The 18,104-nt window shown below is 55.9% G+C and carries 16 protein-coding genes; 5 read left to right on the top strand and 11 right to left on the bottom strand.

Translation table 11 applies throughout. The features are described 5' to 3' along the window. Positions 1–15: 15 nt before the first annotated feature. Both osmF and bglX read right to left on the bottom strand, forming a co-directional pair. Positions 16–933 carry a glycine betaine ABC transporter substrate-binding protein OsmF gene (osmF, locus tag OGW17_RS05400; RefSeq protein ID WP_071258956.1) on the bottom strand — a complete coding sequence of 306 codons (918 nt, stop codon included), beginning with the start codon at positions 931–933 and terminating at the stop codon, positions 16–18. A gap of 201 nt (positions 934–1,134) precedes the next feature. Beyond that, positions 1,135–3,432: a beta-glucosidase BglX gene (gene bglX / locus OGW17_RS05395; protein WP_071258958.1), complete on the bottom strand. Its 2,298-nt coding sequence runs from the start codon at positions 3,430–3,432 to the stop codon at positions 1,135–1,137. A gap of 251 nt (positions 3,433–3,683) precedes the next feature. Here bglX and dld point away from each other — a divergent pair, with 251 nt between their 5' ends. Further along, a complete protein-coding gene (dld, locus tag OGW17_RS05390) occupies positions 3,684–5,414 on the top strand; it encodes a D-lactate dehydrogenase (protein WP_071258961.1) in 1,731 nt (576 codons plus the stop codon). A gap of 111 nt (positions 5,415–5,525) precedes the next feature. On the opposite strand, the gene pbpG is transcribed toward dld, so the two are convergent. Further along, the gene (gene pbpG / locus OGW17_RS05385) at positions 5,526–6,461 is read right to left on the bottom strand and encodes a D-alanyl-D-alanine endopeptidase (RefSeq protein WP_012131638.1); all 936 of its coding nucleotides are present in this window, start codon (positions 6,459–6,461) and stop codon (positions 5,526–5,528) included. A gap of 230 nt (positions 6,462–6,691) precedes the next feature. Beyond that, positions 6,692–7,279 (bottom strand): Yip1 family protein, encoded by a 588-nt coding sequence (locus tag OGW17_RS05380; RefSeq protein WP_012131637.1) that lies wholly within the window; start codon positions 7,277–7,279, stop codon positions 6,692–6,694. Between the two features lie 163 nt (positions 7,280–7,442). On the opposite strand from OGW17_RS05380, the gene OGW17_RS05375 reads away from it, so the two are divergent. Beyond that, on the top strand, positions 7,443–8,012 hold the full coding sequence (locus OGW17_RS05375) for a DedA family protein (protein ID WP_049011492.1): 570 nt from the start codon (positions 7,443–7,445) through the stop codon (positions 8,010–8,012). 48 nt (positions 8,013–8,060) lie between these two features. Here OGW17_RS05375 and mdtQ read toward each other — a convergent pair whose 3' ends face one another. The 7 genes from mdtQ to mhbT form a co-directional block, all read right to left on the bottom strand. Then, positions 8,061–9,497, bottom strand: a complete 1,437-nt coding sequence (mdtQ, locus tag OGW17_RS05370; RefSeq protein WP_071258964.1) for a multidrug resistance outer membrane protein MdtQ — start codon at positions 9,495–9,497, stop codon at positions 8,061–8,063. 295 nt (positions 9,498–9,792) lie between these two features. After that, positions 9,793–10,731 carry a tRNA dihydrouridine(16) synthase DusC gene (gene dusC, locus OGW17_RS05365; protein WP_071258967.1) on the bottom strand — a complete coding sequence of 313 codons (939 nt, stop codon included), beginning with the start codon at positions 10,729–10,731 and terminating at the stop codon, positions 9,793–9,795. Between the two features lie 66 nt (positions 10,732–10,797). After that, on the bottom strand, positions 10,798–11,991 hold the full coding sequence (locus OGW17_RS05360) for a 3-hydroxybenzoate 6-monooxygenase (protein ID WP_071258970.1): 1,194 nt from the start codon (positions 11,989–11,991) through the stop codon (positions 10,798–10,800). 14 nt (positions 11,992–12,005) lie between these two features. Next, positions 12,006–12,650 (bottom strand): maleylacetoacetate isomerase, encoded by a 645-nt coding sequence (maiA, locus tag OGW17_RS05355; RefSeq protein ID WP_071258973.1) that lies wholly within the window; start codon positions 12,648–12,650, stop codon positions 12,006–12,008. An 8-nt stretch (positions 12,651–12,658) separates the two neighbouring features. Continuing rightward, entirely contained in the window at positions 12,659–13,360 is a 702-nt protein-coding gene (locus OGW17_RS05350; protein WP_071258975.1) for a fumarylacetoacetate hydrolase family protein, read from the bottom strand. Positions 13,361–13,375: 15 nt separating this feature from the next. After that, positions 13,376–14,413, bottom strand: coding sequence for a gentisate 1,2-dioxygenase (gene gtdA, locus OGW17_RS05345; RefSeq protein ID WP_071258977.1), 1,038 nt, complete (start codon positions 14,411–14,413; stop codon positions 13,376–13,378). 11 nt (positions 14,414–14,424) lie between these two features. Next, a complete protein-coding gene (gene mhbT, locus OGW17_RS05340; RefSeq protein WP_047462511.1) occupies positions 14,425–15,783 on the bottom strand; it encodes a 3-hydroxybenzoate transporter MhbT in 1,359 nt (452 codons plus the stop codon). Between the two features lie 126 nt (positions 15,784–15,909). On the opposite strand from mhbT, the gene OGW17_RS05335 reads away from it, so the two are divergent. The 3 genes from OGW17_RS05335 to OGW17_RS05325 all read left to right on the top strand — a co-directional run bounded on the left by OGW17_RS05335 (position 15,910) and on the right by OGW17_RS05325 (position 18,038). After that, entirely contained in the window at positions 15,910–16,818 is a 909-nt protein-coding gene (locus OGW17_RS05335; protein WP_024130178.1) for a LysR substrate-binding domain-containing protein, read from the top strand. Between the two features lie 129 nt (positions 16,819–16,947). Further along, positions 16,948–17,346 carry a CidA/LrgA family protein gene (locus tag OGW17_RS05330; protein ID WP_012131626.1) on the top strand — a complete coding sequence of 133 codons (399 nt, stop codon included), beginning with the start codon at positions 16,948–16,950 and terminating at the stop codon, positions 17,344–17,346. After that, entirely contained in the window at positions 17,343–18,038 is a 696-nt protein-coding gene (locus OGW17_RS05325) for a CidB/LrgB family autolysis modulator (protein ID WP_071258980.1), read from the top strand. Before OGW17_RS05330 ends, OGW17_RS05325 begins: the two co-directional genes overlap by 4 nt. The last annotated feature ends 66 nt before the right edge of the window (positions 18,039–18,104 follow it).

Below are 18,104 nucleotides of genomic sequence, written 5' to 3'. Positions count from 1 at the left end.
CTGATACAAAATGTGTTACTTCACCCAGCCTTTTTGCTTCAGGTAATCTGCCGCGACTTTTTTCGCATCCAGCCCTTCAACGGCGATACTGGCATTCAACTGTTGCAGCGTTTTTTCATCCAGGCTGGCAAAGACCGGCTGCAACCATTCCGCCATCTGCGGATATTCTTTTAGCACCGACTCACGAACCACCGGAGCAGGCGCATAGATAGGCTGAACGCCTTGCGGATCGCTCAGTGTTTGCAGCCCCAGCGCCGCAACCGGGCCGTCGGTGCCATAGGCCATTGCCGCGTTTACGCCGGACGTTTGCTGGGCGGCCGCTTTAATGGTCACCGCCGTATCGCCGCCAGCCAGCGACAACAACTGGTTCTGATTCAATTTAAAATCGTAGGCTTTTTCAAAGGCAGGCAGCGCATCGGCGCGTTCAATAAACTCGGCGGAGGCGGCCAGCTTGAACGTTCCGCCCTCTTTCAGATAGCGTCCGAGATCCGCAAGCGAAACCAGTTTATTCTTTTCCGCAACATCCTGGCGCACCGCAATCGTCCAGGTATTGTTTGCAGGCGCTGGCGTTAACCAGACCAGCTTGTTCTGCTCAGCATCCAGTTTTTTGACTTTTTCAAACCCCGCCAGTGCGTTTTTCCATGCCGGATCGTTTTCGTCTTTAAAGAAGAATGCGCCGTTTCCGGTATATTCCGGGTAAATATCCAGCTCGCCGGAGGTAATCGCGCCGCGTACTACCGGGGTTGTACCCAGTTGCACTTTATTCACCGTTTTAACGCCGTGGCTTTCCAGCACCTGTAAAATCAGGTTGCCAAGCAAGGCGCCTTCCGTATCGATTTTTGATCCGACCGTTACGGGTGATGCGGCCTGCAACGGCAGACTGACCGCCGCTAACAGCAGCAGCGCCCCCGCCCCTGTTTTTGAAATTGTCATGCTGCTTTCCTCATTCTTTTACATCCCTTTTCAGAGACTTGAGGAAAAAGCATAGTTGAAAAATAGCAGAGCGACAAAAGGCAGGAGCAATTCACAGGCCGGATAAGCGCAAGCGCCATCCGGCAATCAGGCGCACCGGTGCCGGATAGCGACGCTAACGCGTCTTATCCGGCCTACGGAGCTGACAGGCATGGCGCGTGGCTACAGCAGTTCAAACTCGCCCTGCTTCACACGGGCGGAATCGACGCCAATAAAGACGTTAAACTTGCCGGGCTCCGCGTCATACTTCATACGCTGGTTCCAGAATTTCAGCGCCTCAATATCAATCGGGAAGCTAACGGTCTGCGTTTCTCCCGGCTTCAGCGTTACCTTCTCAAAGCCTTTCAGCTGTTTTACCGGACGACTCATCGATGCCGTGACATCCTGCAAATACATCTGGATTACCGTCGCCCCCTCGCGCTTGCCGGTATTCGTCACCCGCACGCTGGCCGTTACCGTGCCATCGCGCTTCATGGTGGGCGCAGAGAGCGTCACATCGGAAACGGTAAACGTGGTGTAGCTCAGACCATAACCAAACGGATACAGTGGGCCATTCGCCTCGTCAAAGTAGCGGGAGGTGTACTTGTTCGGCTTGTCGGCGTTATACGGACGACCGGTGTTGAGATGGCTGTAGTAAACCGGGATCTGCCCGACAGAGCGCGGGAAGGACATCGGCAGTTTACCCGACGGGTTATAGTCGCCGAACAGAACGTCAGCAATGGCGTTACCGCCTTCCGTACCGGCAAACCAGGTTTCCAGAATGGCGTCAGCCTGCTGATCTTCTTTCACCAGCGCCAGCGGACGACCGTTCATCAGCACCAGCACCAACGGTTTACCCGTCGCCTTCAACGCCGCGATCAGATCGCGCTGGCTTTGCGGGATCTGAATATCGGTGCGACTGGAAGCCTCATGCGCCATACCCTGCGCTTCCCCGACAACGGCCACAACCACATCGGACTGTTTCGCGGCATTAACGGCCTCGTCAATCATCGCTTCTGGCGAACGAGGGTCTACTTTCACCGCCTCCTCATACTGATTGAGGAAATCAACAATGCCTTTGTCATTAGTGACATTCGCCCCTTTGGCGTATATCACTTTGCCTTTGTCGCCCAGCGCGTTTTTAATCCCCGTCAGCACCGTAACGGACTGGCTGGCGACGCCAGCGGCAGACCAGCTTCCCATCACATCACGCTGACTGTCAGCCAGCGGCCCCACCACCGCAATGGTGCCGGATTTATTCAACGGCAGCGTTTCCAGACGGTTCTTCAGCAGCACCAGACTTTCGCGCGCAACGTCGCGCGCGTCTTTGCGATGCAGACGGCTCTCAGCGTTCGTGTCCTGCGGATCGGACTCTTTTGCGCCCAGGTGGCTGTACGGATCGTTAAACAACCCCATGTCATATTTCACGTTCAGCACATGGCGCGCGGCATCGTCCAGTTCCGCCATCGTTACTTTGCCTGATTTGACCAGCCCCGGCAGGTATTTGCTGTAATACTCATCGCTCATACTCATGTTGATGCCGGACTTGAGCGCCACGCGCACCGCGTCTTCCGGGTCGGATGCCGTGCCGTGTTTAATCAGCTCTTTGATCGCGCCGTGATCGGAAACGGTGATGCCTTTAAAGCCCCACTCGTCGCGCAGCACCTCTTTCAACAGCCACGAATCTGACGTCGCAGGCGTGCCGTTCAGTGAGTTGAGCGCCACCATCACCGCGCCGCTGCCCGCGTCCAGCCCGGCTTTATACGGCGGCATATAGTCGTTGAACAGGCGCTGCGGGCTCATATCGACGGTGTTGTATTCCTTCCCGCCCTCAACCGCGCCATAGGCGGCGAAATGTTTCACGCTGGTCATCACCGAATAGCGATCCGCCGGGCTTTTGCCCTGCATCGCCTCGACCATCGTTTTGCCCATGATCGCCGTCAGATACGTATCTTCACCAAAGCCTTCCGACGCGCGTCCCCAGCGCGGATCGCGGGACACATCCACCATTGGCGCCCAGGTCATGTTCAGGCCATCGTCAGCCGCCTCATACGCCGAGACGCGGCCCACGATTTTTACCGCCTCCAGATTAAACGAGGAGGCCAGGCCAAGGCTGATAGGGAAAACGGTACGCTGCCCGTGCAGCACGTCATAGGCGAAAAAGAGAGGGATTTTCAGGCGGCTCAGTTCCATCACCTGATCCTGCATTTTTCGGATATCCTGGCGGGTGACGGTGTTAAAAATCGCCCCGACCTGCCCGTTTTTGATCATCTCCCGGATGGCTTCTTTCGGGTTGTCGGGGCCAACGCTTATCAAACGCAGCTGACCGATTTTCTCATCAACGGTCATTTTCGTGAGCAATTCAGTGACAAACGCATCCCGAGCTTCAGGCGTCAGCGGATGGTTGCCAGACAACGCTTCCGCCAGCGCTGGCTGCAACGCAAGGCTTACCGCAACACCTACAGAACATAGCCATTTCATCTTGATTCTCTCTTTTTCTTTAGCCCGACGTGGCAGCAAAAATATAACAAAAACCGCAGTTTGCCATAAGCCTAATCGGGAGAGGAGAAGAAAGCTAAGGTTATTCTCTGATTTTTTTAACGTCCCCTGCGCAGGGAGGAGGATCAGGAATACGCTAAGCCTGCACCGAGACAAGTTGCATGAGAAAGCGTATTGTCATACAAAGCGCTATGCTTAGTTCCGATAGTTTGTCCCACCACAAGGAGTGGAGAATGTCTTCCATTACAACGACAGATAATAAAGCCTTTCTTAATGAGCTCACCCGTCTGGTGGGTCATTCGCACCTGCTCACCGATCCTGCAAAAACCGCCCGCTACCGCAAGGGGTTCCGTTCCGGTCAGGGCGAAGCGCTGGCCGTGGTCTTCCCCGGCTCGCTGCTGGAATTGTGGCGCGTACTGAACGCCTGCGTAAACGCCGATAAAATCATTCTGATGCAGGCCGCCAATACCGGCCTAACTGAAGGTTCCACGCCGAACGGCAACGATTACGATCGCGAAATTGTCATCATCAGCACGCTACGCCTCGACAAGCTGCACGTCCTCAGTAAAGGCGAACAGGTGCTGGCATACCCAGGCACCACGCTGTACTCACTGGAAAAAGCGCTTAAACCTTTTGGTCGCGAACCGCACTCGGTTATCGGTTCCTCCTGTATCGGCGCGTCAGTTATTGGCGGCATCTGCAATAACTCCGGCGGGTCGCTGGTACAACGTGGCCCGGCGTATACCGAAATGTCGCTGTTCGCGCGCATTGATGAACAGGGCAAATTACAGCTGGTGAACCACCTGGGCATCGAACTGGGCCAGACCCCGGAACAGATCCTCAGCACACTCGATGATGAACGCATCAAAGATGAAGATGTGCGCCACGATGGCCGCCACGCCCACGATTACGATTACGTGACTCGCGTCAGGGACATTGAGGCCGATACCCCTGCCCGCTATAACGCTGACCCGGATCGCCTGTTCGAATCCTCCGGCTGCGCGGGTAAGCTGGCGGTGTTCGCCGTGCGGCTGGACACTTTCGAGGCGGAAAAAAACCAGCAGGTCTTTTACATCGGCACCAATCAGCCCGACGTGCTGACCGAGATTCGTCGTCATATCCTGGCGAAATTCGACAACCTGCCGGTTGCCGGTGAATATATGCACCGCGATATTTACGACATCGCGGAGAAATATGGCAAAGATACGTTCCTGATGATCGACAAGCTCGGCACCGACAAAATGCCGTTCTTCTTTACGCTCAAAGGCCGTACCGACGCGATGCTGGAAAAGGTAAAAATCTTCCGCCCGCATTTCACCGACCGCGCGATGCAGAAGTTCGGCCATTTATTCCCTAATCATCTGCCGCCGCGCATGAAAAGCTGGCGCGACAAATATGAACATCATCTGCTGTTAAAAATGGCGGGAGACGGAGTGGCGGAAGCGCAAAGCTGGCTGACCGAGTTTTTCAAAACCGCCGAGGGCGATTTCTTTGCCTGTACCCCGGAGGAAGGCAGCAAAGCGTTCCTGCACCGTTTTGCCGCGGCAGGCGCGGCAATCCGTTATCAGGCGGTGCATGCCGATGAGGTGGAGGATATTCTCGCACTGGATATCGCCTTACGGCGTAACGACACCGAATGGTATGAGCATCTGCCGCCGGAAATTGACAACCAGCTGGTGCATAAACTCTATTACGGTCATTTCATGTGCTATGTCTTCCATCAGGATTACATCGTGAAGAAAGGCGTCGATGCCCATGCGCTGAAAGAGCAAATGCTGGAACTGCTGCGCCAGCGCGGCGCGCAATATCCGGCAGAGCATAACGTTGGTCATTTGTACAAAGCGCCGGAGACGCTGGCGCGTTTTTATCGTGAAAATGACCCCACCAACAGCATGAATCCGGGTATTGGTAAAACAAGTAAGCTGAAATTCTGGAAAGAAGCGGCGTCCGACGAGACGCATTGATTTCTCGTATTTACAGCGATGGAGCTGTTTTAAATATCGTGCCGGATGGCGGCGCAAGCGCCTTATCCGGCCTACAAACTGTAGGCCGGATTCAGGCACATATCAACAAACTCAATCGTTTTGCGCGGTCTGCTCGCCTGCTGCGGCCATCTGCGCGGCTTTCTGCTTTTTGTAACTCAACGCGGCGGCCGGAACGGGCATCGCTTTGCCGGTTTCAATCCAGGTGCGTAAACGGCTGGCATCGGCAAAATGGGTATATTTGCCAAAGGCATCCATCACCACTAACGCCACCGGTTTGTTGTTAATCATCGTGCGCATCACCAGGCAATGACCCGCAGCGTTGGTAAACCCGGTCTTTGTCAACTGAATATTCCAGTTATCGCGGTACACCAGGTGATTCGTATTGCGAAACGGCAAGGTGTACGCCGGGTTTGCAAAGGTCGCCATATCCTCACGCGTGGTGCTTAACTGACCAATCAGCGGATACTGCTTGCTGGCAATCAGCAGTTTCGTCAGGTCACGGGCGGTCGATACGTTATGAATCGACAGTCCCGTCGGCTCCACAAAACGGGTGTGGGTCATGCCCAACGCTTTGGCTTTAGCATTCATCGCTTTAATAAAAGCGTTATAGCCACCCGGATAATGATGCGCCAGGCTTGCCGCCGCCCGGTTTTCCGAAGACATCAGCGCCAGCAGCAACATATTTTTACGGCTGATTTCACTGTTCAGACGCACGCGTGAGTAAACGCCTTTCATTTCCGGCGTCTGGCTGATATCGACTTTCAGTTTTTCATCCAGCGGCAGTCGCGCATCAAGCACCACCATCGCCGTCATTAATTTGGTGATCGACGCAATCGGACGCACAAGATCCGGGTGGTTCGAATAGATCACTTTGTTGGTGTTCAGATCAACAATCATCGCGCTTCCAGAAGCAATTTCCGGTTGAGACGCTACGGCGGCAGCCGCGGTTTTCGCCACAGCGTGTGGCGCAAAAGGGACAGCCAGCATCAGGGCAAGGCTAAATAATGAAACTCGGAATTTCAGCATGATGAGATTTCTGATAATGATTCACGCACGTAGAACGTACACCGCCTGAGCCAGGATTTTACTCAAGCTAGCTCCGGCATCATAGCGACCCGACAGCGTTGTCGCCATAAGAGAATCGTCACGAAATGCTGCATGCTGGCTTTTACACCCGTCTCTTCCCTGTTTCGGGCCGCAGGCGCGCTGCGGTTGTCCATTTATCGCCCTCCTGCGACCCGAATTCTTTTCATATTTCAGAATAACCGGTATCCATATCCCCACAGGATCACCGTCATCGCCAGCAGCACTTCCAGTACCAGCACGCCGATAGCCAGCGTCGAACTGGAAAAGCTCAGACCTTCCTCTTTACTGATGTTCAGGAATGTCGGGATGCCGAGATACAGCAGATAACCGGTATAAAACAGTGCGACAGTACCGACTAACGCACAGAGCCACACCAGCGGATAAAGCGCCACCAGACCACTTAAAAACAGCGGCGTTGCGACATACCCGGCAAAGACCATACAGTGTCCCAGGGAAGGCCGTTGCGGGTAGTTGCGCGCCATCCACCAGATGACCCGCCCCATCACGGCAACCCCGGCCAGCATCATGCCGTAAAACAGAACCGCGAACGCCAGCCCCGTAAACAGAGACAAGCGCAGCACATTGCCATCACCAAAATTCCAGCCAATTTGCGTGGTGCCGATAAAGGCGCAAATCACCGGGATCGCCGCCATCAGCAGCACATGGTGGGTATAGTGATGCGACACCGTTTCGTTTTCGCTTTTGATCACGCGCATTTCACGATCGGGATGGGAAAATAGCCCCCAGACATGGTTCATACCGCCCCCCTGCTTGTCAGCTCTGGATCTCAACACTTCAAGTATAATTCAGCTTTCGATTATTTTATGTACAGCGCATAAAAACCGATGCGCTAACGTCGCGCCTTTTCCGGCCATAAACATTGATAGGGTGTATGCTAAAGGCGGGAGGTCGTTTTCACGTATGGATATCAACAGTCTTATCACGCATTACGGTTACGCCGCGCTGATTATTGGCAGTATGGCGGAAGGCGAGACCATCACCCTGTTAGGCGGCGTGGCAGCCCATCAGGGATTGCTTAAATTCCCTCTGGTGGTGCTCTCTGTCGCACTCGGCGGCATGATTGGCGATCAGGTGCTCTATTTGTTGGGTCGTCGCTATGGCGGCAAAATTTTGCGGCGCTTTTCCCGACACCGCGCCAAAATTCATCTGGCGCAGAAAATGATCCAGCGTCGCCCGTACCTGTTTGTGATCGGTTCCCGATTTATGTACGGCTTTCGCATTATTGGGCCGCTATTGATTGGCGCCAGCCACCTGCCGCCTAAAATCTTTCTGCCGCTGAATATTCTGGGGGCGATGATCTGGGCTTTGCTGTTTACCACCCTGGGCTATATTGGCGGCGAGGTGATCGCGCCGTGGCTGCACAGTTTCGACCAGCATATAAAGCATGTGATTTGGCTGGCGCTGGTGGTTGGGCTGGTTTTTGGCGCTCGCTGGTGGTTAAAACGGCGCAATAAGCCTGATGCGCCTTAGCGCTTCAGGCTTATTTGGCCGGCATTAAAGCGCCATCCGGCACGACGCTCAAAGATGATAACCGCCGCCCAGTGCGCTGGTGAGCTGGATGGACGCATCCAGCCATTGCCCTTGCAAAATCAGGCCGTTGCAATGTTCCCGCAGCGCCGGGATCTTCGCCTGGCTGACGCGGGAGCCCGCAATAATTCCGGCATTAAACCGCGCCTGTGCCAGACCAACCACCCGCTGCGCGTCATGCTCAATCTGCCGTTGGTGCTGATTTTTTTCAGCCATCGTTTCAACCTGACTGGCGGCGTGCGCCACATCATTCACCGCATCCACCACCGCTTTGTTGTAATTCGCGACAGAGAGATTACTTTGCGCTTTCGCGATATCAAGACTGGCGTTCAGCCTGCCGCTGTCAAAGATCGGCAGCGTCAGCCCGGCGGTGACGCCCATCTGCTGTGCGGAATGGCGAAACAGATCGCTCAGGTGCAGGGCGTCCTGTTGCAGAAACGCCATCAGGTTGATATCGGGATAAAACGCTGCTTTTGCGGCGCCAACGCTGCCTAAAGAGGACTCAATGTACCAGTGCGCCGCCTGTAAATCGGGTCGGCGAGCCAGAAGTTCATAGCTCAACTGAGCGGGCAACTGGCTTTCAGTCACTGGCAGAGCAACCGTATGCAGGGTCAGCGAGGCCGATTGCGCATTGGTCAGCGCACTCAGACGCGCCTCAATAATCTTCATTTTACCGGCCACATCATTTAGCTGCTGCTGCGTTTTACTGGCATCAATATCGGTTTCCACCCCTTCGACCGAGGAGGTAATACCGTTTTGATACAGCTGGCGATCAACCGTAATGACGTTTTGCTGTTCATGTTCGATTTGCGTCAGCACCGCTTTAAGCGCCGCCTGCGTCTGCCATTCCCAGTATAAACGCGCGACGCCGCTTGCCAGCAGTTGCCGGGTTTGCGCCTGTTCCGCTTCACGCGCTTTCACTACGCCGATTCTCGCGCTGACTTCAGCCCGATTCTTGCCCCAGAGATCCAGATCCCAACCGGCGGTTAAGCCGAACGTCCCGTTGGTGTACCACGGCCCGGTGGTTCCCGCCGCCGGATCGGTGATGGCAAACGGCCCCATCAACCCTTCCGCAGACATTTTCTGGCGCTCAACATCCGCAGAGAAATCCAGCCCGGGGCCATCCTGCGCTTCAACCGCCTTCGCCTGCGCCTCGGCGAGTTGTATACGCTGTTCAGCCACCTGCATATCAGGAGAATGCTGTAATGCGTTGTCAATTAAGGCATCAAGCTGGGGATCGTGGTACGCCTTCCACCACTGGCTGTCCGGCCAACCGTTTTTTATTGCCGTCGGTAATGGTGAATCAACCTGTGAAGCAGGCGTTTGTCGCGTCAGCGACTGGCGGGTATCGTGCATCGGCGCGCAACCCGCCAGCAGCGTAAAAAGAGACAGGCACACCGTTGTGGCCAGGAGAGAATCGCGGTTCATGGAGACGTTCTGGTAAGAAAAGGTGCGCAGAGATTACGTGGTGTTGCGTCCTGTTTTTTAGTTACGCGTGGCAATACATCTTTGGAAAAGGAAAAATATAATTAGAAAATTATAATCGAAACAAATAATTATAATTAAAGTATTTCATGAAATGATATTTACCCTTTGCGTAGTTCCCTGTCGAACCGCTGACCGCTGACCGCTGCCGGATGGCGACGTACCGTCTTATCCGGCCTACACAGTCTGTAGGCCTGATAAGCGAAGCGCCATCAGGCACGCGGCCAGATAAGGCGATTTAAATATCAATGGACTGAATGGCGCGAGCAATATCGGGGGAATTATTAAGCGCTCGGATTTCCTGAAATAGCGCGGTGGCTTCCGTATATTCCTTACGCAAATACCCCAGCCACTGCTTAATACGCGCGACATGATACAGCCCGGTATCCCCCTGCTTTTCCAGCCGGGTGTATTTTTGTAGCAGTAAAACCACTTCCGGCCAGGGCATACGCGGTTCGTTATATTTCACCACGCGGCTGAGATTCGGGATGTTTAACGCTCCACGTCCCATCATCACCGCGTCGCAGCCGCTGACCGCCATACACTCTTGCGCGCTCTGCCAGTCCCAGATTTCACCATTTGCGATAACCGGAATAGTGAGTCGCTGGCGGATCTCGCCAATCGCCTGCCAGTCAATATGTTCGGCTTTATAACCCTGCTCTTTGGTGCGCCCATGCACGACAAGCTCTGTCGCCCCTGCCTGCTGGACGGCATCGGCAATTTCAAATTTTCTTTCGCCGCTGTCCCAGCCCAGACGCACCTTCACCGTGACCGGTAAATGCGCAGGCACGGCTTCGCGCATCGCTTTTGCCCCCTGATAGATAAGCTCAGGATCTTTGAGCAACATCGCCCCGCCTCCGCTGCCGTTCACCATTTTCGATGGACAGCCGCAGTTTAAATCCACGCCGTATGAGCCCAGCTCCACCGCGCGGGCGGCGTTTTCCGCCAGCCACTGCGGGTATTGCCCCAGCAGTTGAATACGCACGACGGTGCCGGACGCCGTGCGGCTGGCATTGTGCAGTTCCGGGCAGATGCGATGAAACACTTTTACCGGCAGAAGCTGATCCACCACGCGTAAAAACTCCGTGATGCACAGATCGTAATCATTAACCTCGGTCAGTAGCTCGCGCACCAGAGAGTCGAGCACGCCTTCCATCGGCGCCAGTAAAACACGCATAGCATTTCGTTACCTGCAAAAAAAGAGGCGCTATGGTAGCGCCTCTGTGGTGCGGTTTAAAGTCTCTCAGCGCGGCTCAAGGCAGTTATCTTCCTTCCAGCCATACAGCCACTCAATGCCGCGATAAAACTCCTGCTGGGATTTGCCTTTCCACAGCAGATTACGCACCTGTCGCTCCACGCCTGCGGCATGGTAGACGCGCCCCATCTCGCGGGTTGACCAGACAATTCGCGCCGTGCGGGGAATACGCACCGACTCATACAACGCAAAGGCCTGCTGCGCATCGCCATGACAACGCTCCAGCGCTTTACCCAGCGTAACGGCATCTTCCAGCGCCATGCAGGCGCCCTGCGCCATATATTGCGCAACCGGGTGCGCGGCGTCGCCCACCAGCGTGATGCGGTCGATCCCCCATTTCTCTACCGGTTCCCGGTCAGCGGTCGCCCAGCGGCGCCAGGAGGTGGGTTTGTCGAGCATTTGACGCGGACGCGGGTGAATCCCGGCAAAATAAGAGAGCACCTCTTCTTTGCTTCCGTCTTTCACGCCCCACTCCTCCTGCTGACGGCTATGGAACGTCACCACCAGATTGTACTGTTTCCCGCCGCGCAACGGATAATGCACCAGATGGCAATGCGGCCCGGCCCACAGTACCGGCGCGTTGATGCGCAAATCTTCCGGCATGTCGTCGCACTCCACCACGGCCCGGTACACCACATGCCCGGTCACGCGCGGCGTATCGCCAAGCAGACTCTGGCGCACGACCGATTTCACGCCATCGCAGCCCAGCAGAATATCTGCCGTCCAGCTATTCCCTTGCTCGTCAAACACCGTTACATCGTCCGGCGTCTGGCGGATATCGACAATATTCGTCGAGGTCCGGTACTCCACGCCCGGATGGGTCAGCGCCGCTTCCCAGACGGTGGCATGAATATCCACCCGGTGAATCACGGCATACGGGCCGCCAAAATGGTCGCGAAAGGCCTGGCCGGTTTCAATGCGCACGACCTCTTCGGCATTCACGGCGTCCATCATCGTAATATGATCGGTAAAGACCGCGCGCTGGCGAGCCACTTCGCCAACGCCGAGGCTGTCCAGCGCGGAAAACGCATTCGGCCCGAGCTGAATCCCCGCCCCAATCTCACCAATTTCATGAGCCTTTTCCAGCAGCATCACTTTAATGCCCTGGCGCGCCAGCGACAGCGCGGTCGCTGCGCCGCCAATACCGCCACCCACGATAATTGCGCTTGTCACTTTAGCCATTGTCGTTCTCCTTATCAGGCTGAAATTTTGTCTTGTTGATTTTCGGGGGCGGCGGCGATAAAGGCCGGAAGCCGGGTGCAGGCGTCATAAACCGCCTTGCAGCGCGGATAACCGCTCAGGTCGCATCCCATTCGCAGCGCATTGGCCCATTGTGGAATCAGGCAGCAATCCGCCAGCGTGGGCGTATCCCCCACGCAAAACTGCCCGGACTGCCCCTGGCGCAACAGCTGTTCCACCGCGCTAAGCCCTTGTTGCACCCAGTGGGCGTACCAGCGTTTCTTGTCTTCTTCGCCGATCTTCAGCTCGTCAGTCAGGTAGCGCAATACGCGCAGGTTGTTCACCGGGTGAATATCACAGGCAATGGCATAGACAATTTCCAGCGCCTGGCTGCGCGCCGGATCGACCTGCGGCAGCAACGGCGTCTGCGGGAAGTGGCGATCCAGCCAGTCGATGATTGCCAGCGATTGCCCGAGAGATTCACCGTCATCAGTCACCAGCGTCGGCACCAGCCCGATCGGGTTCATCCGTCGGTAGCTCAGCGCATTCTGCTGGCCGATACGAATGTTGACGCCCACCGTCTCATAATCGATGCCTTTTAATGCCAGCGCGATGCGCACGCGATAAGACGCCGAGCTATTAAAAAAACTGTACAGCTTCATCATTCACCTCAGACAATCTTCACGGCGATCGGCGTTAACCCTTCCACATTGCCGGTAATCACATCCCCTTTCACCACTGCCCCAACCCCTTCCGGCGTACCGGTGAAAATCAGGTCGCCCGGTTGCAGTTCAAAAAAGCCGGACAGGTAGCTGATGGTTTCATTGACGGACCAGATCAGATGGCGAATATCGCTGCGCTGATGATCTTCCCCGTTTACCTGTAACCAAATCGGCGCGTTGTTGACGTCTGCCACATCGGTCGCTTTATGCAGCGGCGCAATCGGCGCGGACGAATCAAACGCTTTGCCGATTTCCCACGGGCGCCCCATCTGGCGCATTTCCATCTGGCGGTCGCGGCGGGTCATATCCAGCCCGGTGGCATAGCCCCAGACATACTCATGCGCCTGCTCAAGCGGAATATCACTGCCCTGTTTGCCTATCGCCACCACCAGTTCAATTTCATAGTGATAGTTATCGGTCTGCGACGGATAGGCCAGCGCCAGCGTTTCGCCAGCCGCAACCGGTACGACCGCATCGGCCGGTTTGCAGAAGAAGAACGGCGGCTCACGATCGGGATCGAACCCCATCTCACGGGCATGGGCGGCGTAGTTACGGCCAACGCAGTAGACGCGGCGAACCGGGAATTGCTCATCGCTGCCAACAACCGGCACCGCGACTGGCGCCTGAGGTTCGAATACATATTTGCTCATCTTTTCTCTCCCAATTTAATCACGCGCTTCGCGGAACAAGCCGAGGGCTTCCTGAACCGGTTTGTCCGAAAAACTGAATAAAACGGTATCTTCCGTGGTCTGGAACGACACCCCGTGCCATGTCGGCACTACAAAGATATCTTTCGCCGTGAAGTGGAACGTCTCATTGCCAATGGTGACCTGCCCGGAACCTTCCACAACGTGATAAATGGTGCTGTCGGTCGTGCGCGCCACGCGCGACGCAAACCCTTTCGGCAACAGTTGCAAAAACGCGCCCATCGAAGGCATCGGATAGCCCCCGGTGACCGGGTTGACGTAGCGCATCTTGTAGCCATCCCACTCGTCAGGTTCCCCCATCCGGGTCAGGTCATGCAGCGCTTCACGGCTACGGTCGTAGCGGTAGTTGAAAATCGGCGAGGAATTGCCGACCTGGTGGCGTAGCGGCAGCATGTTGGCGGCGTAGCGCGGCAGGTAATCGCCTTCTTTGCGCGTCACCGGCTGCTGTTCTTCCGGGTAATCTTCCGCAAACCCGCAGCCCAGCGTATTCACCAGCGGCAGATCCAGACCGTCCAGCCATACCACCGGCTCGTCGCCAGGGTTGCCGTGATCGTGCCAGCGCCACTGCGGCGTCAGAATAAAGTCGCCCGGGTGCATCTGCGTCCGCTCGCCGTCAACGGCGGTGAACGCGCCTTGCCCTTCCACAATAAAACGCAGCGCTGACTGGTTGTGGCGATGACTCGGCGCCACCTCGCCCGGTAAAATCAATTGCAGCCCTGCGTACAGCGTCGCGGTAATTGACGACTGTCCGCGCAGCGCCGGGTTTTCCAGCACCAGTACCCGGCGGACAGCCTCTTTCGCGCCAATCAGGTTGCCGCTTTCCAGCAACAGCGGGCGGATCTCCTGATAGTTCCAGTACGCAGGCGCACAATTGGCGTTCGGCGTTTGCGGCACCAGGTGGTGCAGCGACTCCCAGAGCGGCGTCAGGTTTTGCCCGGAAATGTGCTGATAAAACTGCTGACGGTTGTGTTTAACATCCTGATTCACTTCAGACATGGAGGTTCTCCTTATTCGTTCACGACGCCTGCCCGGGGCAGCACGTCAGGTTCAGAGGCAGAGTGGCGGACAACCGCCGTCAACATGGCGAGCATCGCCGCGCTAATGGCTGCCGGGATCGCGATGACGAAAAACAGCGTATCGAAAGAGAAATTCATCGCCATCATCATGCCGCCGGAGAGCGAACCGACAATGGCGCCGCAGCGCCCGACGGCATTGGACCAGCTCACGCCGGTTGCACGGCTTTGAGTCGGGTACAGCGTCGCAGTTAAGGCATTCAACCCCACCTGCGATCCGCTGATGCCAATGCCCGTACCAAAAATCGCCAGCGCCATCAGCCACAGTCCGTTTTCACTCAGGCCAATCATCACGATGCAGACCGCGCCCAGCGCGTAGCTCACGGCCAGCACCCGGAACGGATTGTGTTTGTCCATCAGTACGCCGAGTAACAGCGCGCCGAGCGTACCGCCGACCTGGAATGCGGCAGTGACCCAGGAGGCATGCTGCAAATCGATTCCCCGGTGATTCAGGAGCGTCGGCATCCAGCTGGAGAGCAGGTAGATAATGAGCAGGCTCATGAAGAACACGACCCATAACATCAGGGTAATGGGAAGCTGACGCCCAACAAAAAGCTGGCGGATACTGCCTTTTGAAATGGCGGCGGCTTCATGAAGATAGAAATGCGTATTGTCGTAGCGTTCGCCGGTGATGGCGCTAACCGTTCTGGCAATCGCCGCCTGCGGGCGCTGACGACGCACCTGCCAGCGTGGCGACTCGGGCAGAACAAACAGCAAGGCGAAGAACAGCATTAAGGGCAATACACCGCCGAGCACCAGAATGCCGTGCCAGCCAATCAGCGGCACCAGTTGCGCGCTGACGATGCCGCCCATCGCCGAACCGAGGGTAAACCCGCAGAACATCAGCGTCACCAGCGCCCCGCGACGGCGGGCGGGAAGGTATTCCGACGTCATCGTGATGGTATTCGGCATCGCGCCGCCCAGCCCTAGCCCGGTTAAAAAGCGCAGTACCACCAGCGTTTGCAAATCCGGCGAGAAGGCGGAAAGCAGGCTCAAGGCGCCAAACAGCGCCACGCACAGTTCAATCACCCGTTTACGGCCAAAACGGTCTGACAGCGGGCCGCACAATAGCGCCCCTGCCGTCAGCCCCAGCAGACCCGCGCCGAACAGCGGGGCCAGATCGCTGGCGCTCAATTGCCAGTGCGTACGGATATCCGGCGCAATAAAGCCAATTGCGGCCGTATCAAAACCGTCGAGCATTACCACCAGAAAGCAGCAGATGATAACGCGCCACTGCATTTTGCCGACGGGGGCGGCGTCAATCAGTGCTTGTAGATCACGTCGTTGAGTCATAGTGAATGCCTCGGTGCAGGTAAGGTAGATGTCATTTTTGTTTTTTGTATGTTGCAAGTTTGTAATCATGGCGATGAAATGTACAATGGCATTTCGGGCAGAGGCATAACCTGGGGGTTATATCAAATGGCGAATTGGGCGCAAAAATTGAAGCTGCACCACCTGCAAATGCTGGTCGCGCTGGGGGAACAAGGGAATCTGACCCACGTTGCGCGAATGATGAACATCACCCAGCCCGCGCTGTCGAAGTGGCTGTCACAGCTTGAAGATGAGATCGGAATCACGCTTTTTGAACGCCACAGCAAGGGGTTACGCCCTTCAGAAGGGGGCAAGCTGTTGCTCCAGCATGCGCAGCGGCTCATCAACGATATGGAACGTTCGCAGTATGAGATCGCGCGCTTTAAGCAAGGTGGGCTGGTGGGAAGCCTGAAAATCGGCTGTTCACCGGTCGCGACAGATTGCGTGTCGCAGGCGATCCTCTGCCTGCTCAATGAGATGCCGACGCTGCACCTGAATATTGAAGAGAAAGTCATGACCCCGCTTTTACACGATCTGCTCGCCGGGTCGCTGGACGTGGTGGTAGGCCGCGTAGGCGGTCGGGCGCTCCAGCTGCCGTTAAATTATCAGGTGCTCTACACCGAACCGGTCTGCTTTGTCGCCCGCCCCCATCATCCTCTGGCCTCACACGCCACGCTTTCCTGGAACGACCTCGCCCACTGGCGCTGGATTGTCTGGCCGACCGGTACGCCAATTCGCATCAGCATTGATAACGCCCTGGTGGACAACGGCGTGATGCTGCCGGAAAACACCATCGAATCCGCCTCGATGAACGTCAGCACCAATTTGCTGCAAAGCAGCGATATGATCTCTATTCTTTCTCTACGCCTGGCGCAACGCTATGCCAGCCAGGGCCAGTTAGCTATCTTAAACCTGCCGAAAATAGAACAGAAAGGAAGCGTGGGCATGTTCTGGCGCAAGAACGAGACCCCTTCTCTCGCGTTGAGTCGTTTTCTGCATTTTCTGGCGCAGGTTTAGCGCGGGCAACGGGGCGTTGCCCGATGTTCCCGTTGTCTATTTCCACTATGCTCAGAATTCATGATGTGATCGGTAGCACGTTTTAAAGTTTAATTGTATGATGAATCTGTTTCATCAAGGGCTTTTACCATGAGTAAATCACTGAATATCATCTGGCAGTATTTACGCGCATTTGTACTGATATATGCCTGTTTGTATGCGGGTATTTTCATTGCATCGCTGCTTCCTATTACGATTCCCGGCAGCATCATCGGCATGTTGATTCTGTTTGTTTTACTGGCGCTACAAATTCTGCCAGCGAAGTGGGTAAACCCGGGATGCTATGTCCTGATCCGTTACATGGCGCTGCTGTTTGTGCCGATTGGCGTCGGCGTCATGCAGTACTTCGATTTGCTGCGCGCGCAGTTTGGCCCGGTGGTGGTCTCCTGTGCGATCAGTACGCTGGTTGTTTTCCTGGTCGTGAGCTGGAGTTCGCATATCGTACACGGTGAACGAAAAGTGTTAGGGCAGAAAGGATCGAAAAAATGATGTCGTATATCTGGTGGTCGTTACCCCTGACGCTGGCGGTCTTTTTCGCCGCCCGCAAACTGGCTGCGCGCTTTAAGATGCCGTTGCTTAACCCGTTGCTGGTTGCCATGGTGGTCATCATCCCGTTTCTGATACTGACCGGCATTCCTTACGATCACTATTTCAAAGGCAGCGAGGTGCTCAACGACCTGCTGCAACCCGCCGTCGTGGCGCTGGCGTACCCTTTATATGAACAACTGCACCAGATCCGCGCCCGCTGGAAATCCATCATCACGATCTGCTTCGTCGGCAGCGTGGTCGCCATGGTGACCGGAACCACTGTCGCCTTACTGATGGGCGCCACGCCGGAAATCGCCGCATCGGTATTACCGAAATCGGTCACAACCCCAATCGCAATGGCGGTGGGCGGCAGCATCGGCGGCATTCCCGCCATTAGCGCCGTCTGCGTTATTTTCGTCGGAATACTGGGCGCCGTATTTGGTCATACCTTGCTCAACCTCATGCGTATCCGTACCAAAGCCGCACGCGGTCTGGCAATGGGAACCGCCTCGCACGCCCTGGGCACTGCGCGCTGCGCCGAGCTGGATTACCAGGAAGGGGCGTTCAGTTCGCTGGCGCTGGTGATCTGCGGGATCATCACCTCGCTGCTGGCGCCGTTTCTCTTCCCGATTATTCTGGCGGTAGCGGGTTAAAATTTGCGATGTGTCGCGCATTTTTAATTTAAGTTTCACAAGTTGCAATCACAATGAGATTTGGAT

The sequence above is a fragment of the Citrobacter sp. CK181 genome (assembly GCF_030333595.1).
Lineage (GTDB): Bacteria > Pseudomonadota > Gammaproteobacteria > Enterobacterales > Enterobacteriaceae > Citrobacter_B > Citrobacter_B koseri.
The sequence above is the reverse complement of the archived record's forward strand: the minus strand, read 5'-3'. Positions and strand labels throughout refer to the sequence as shown.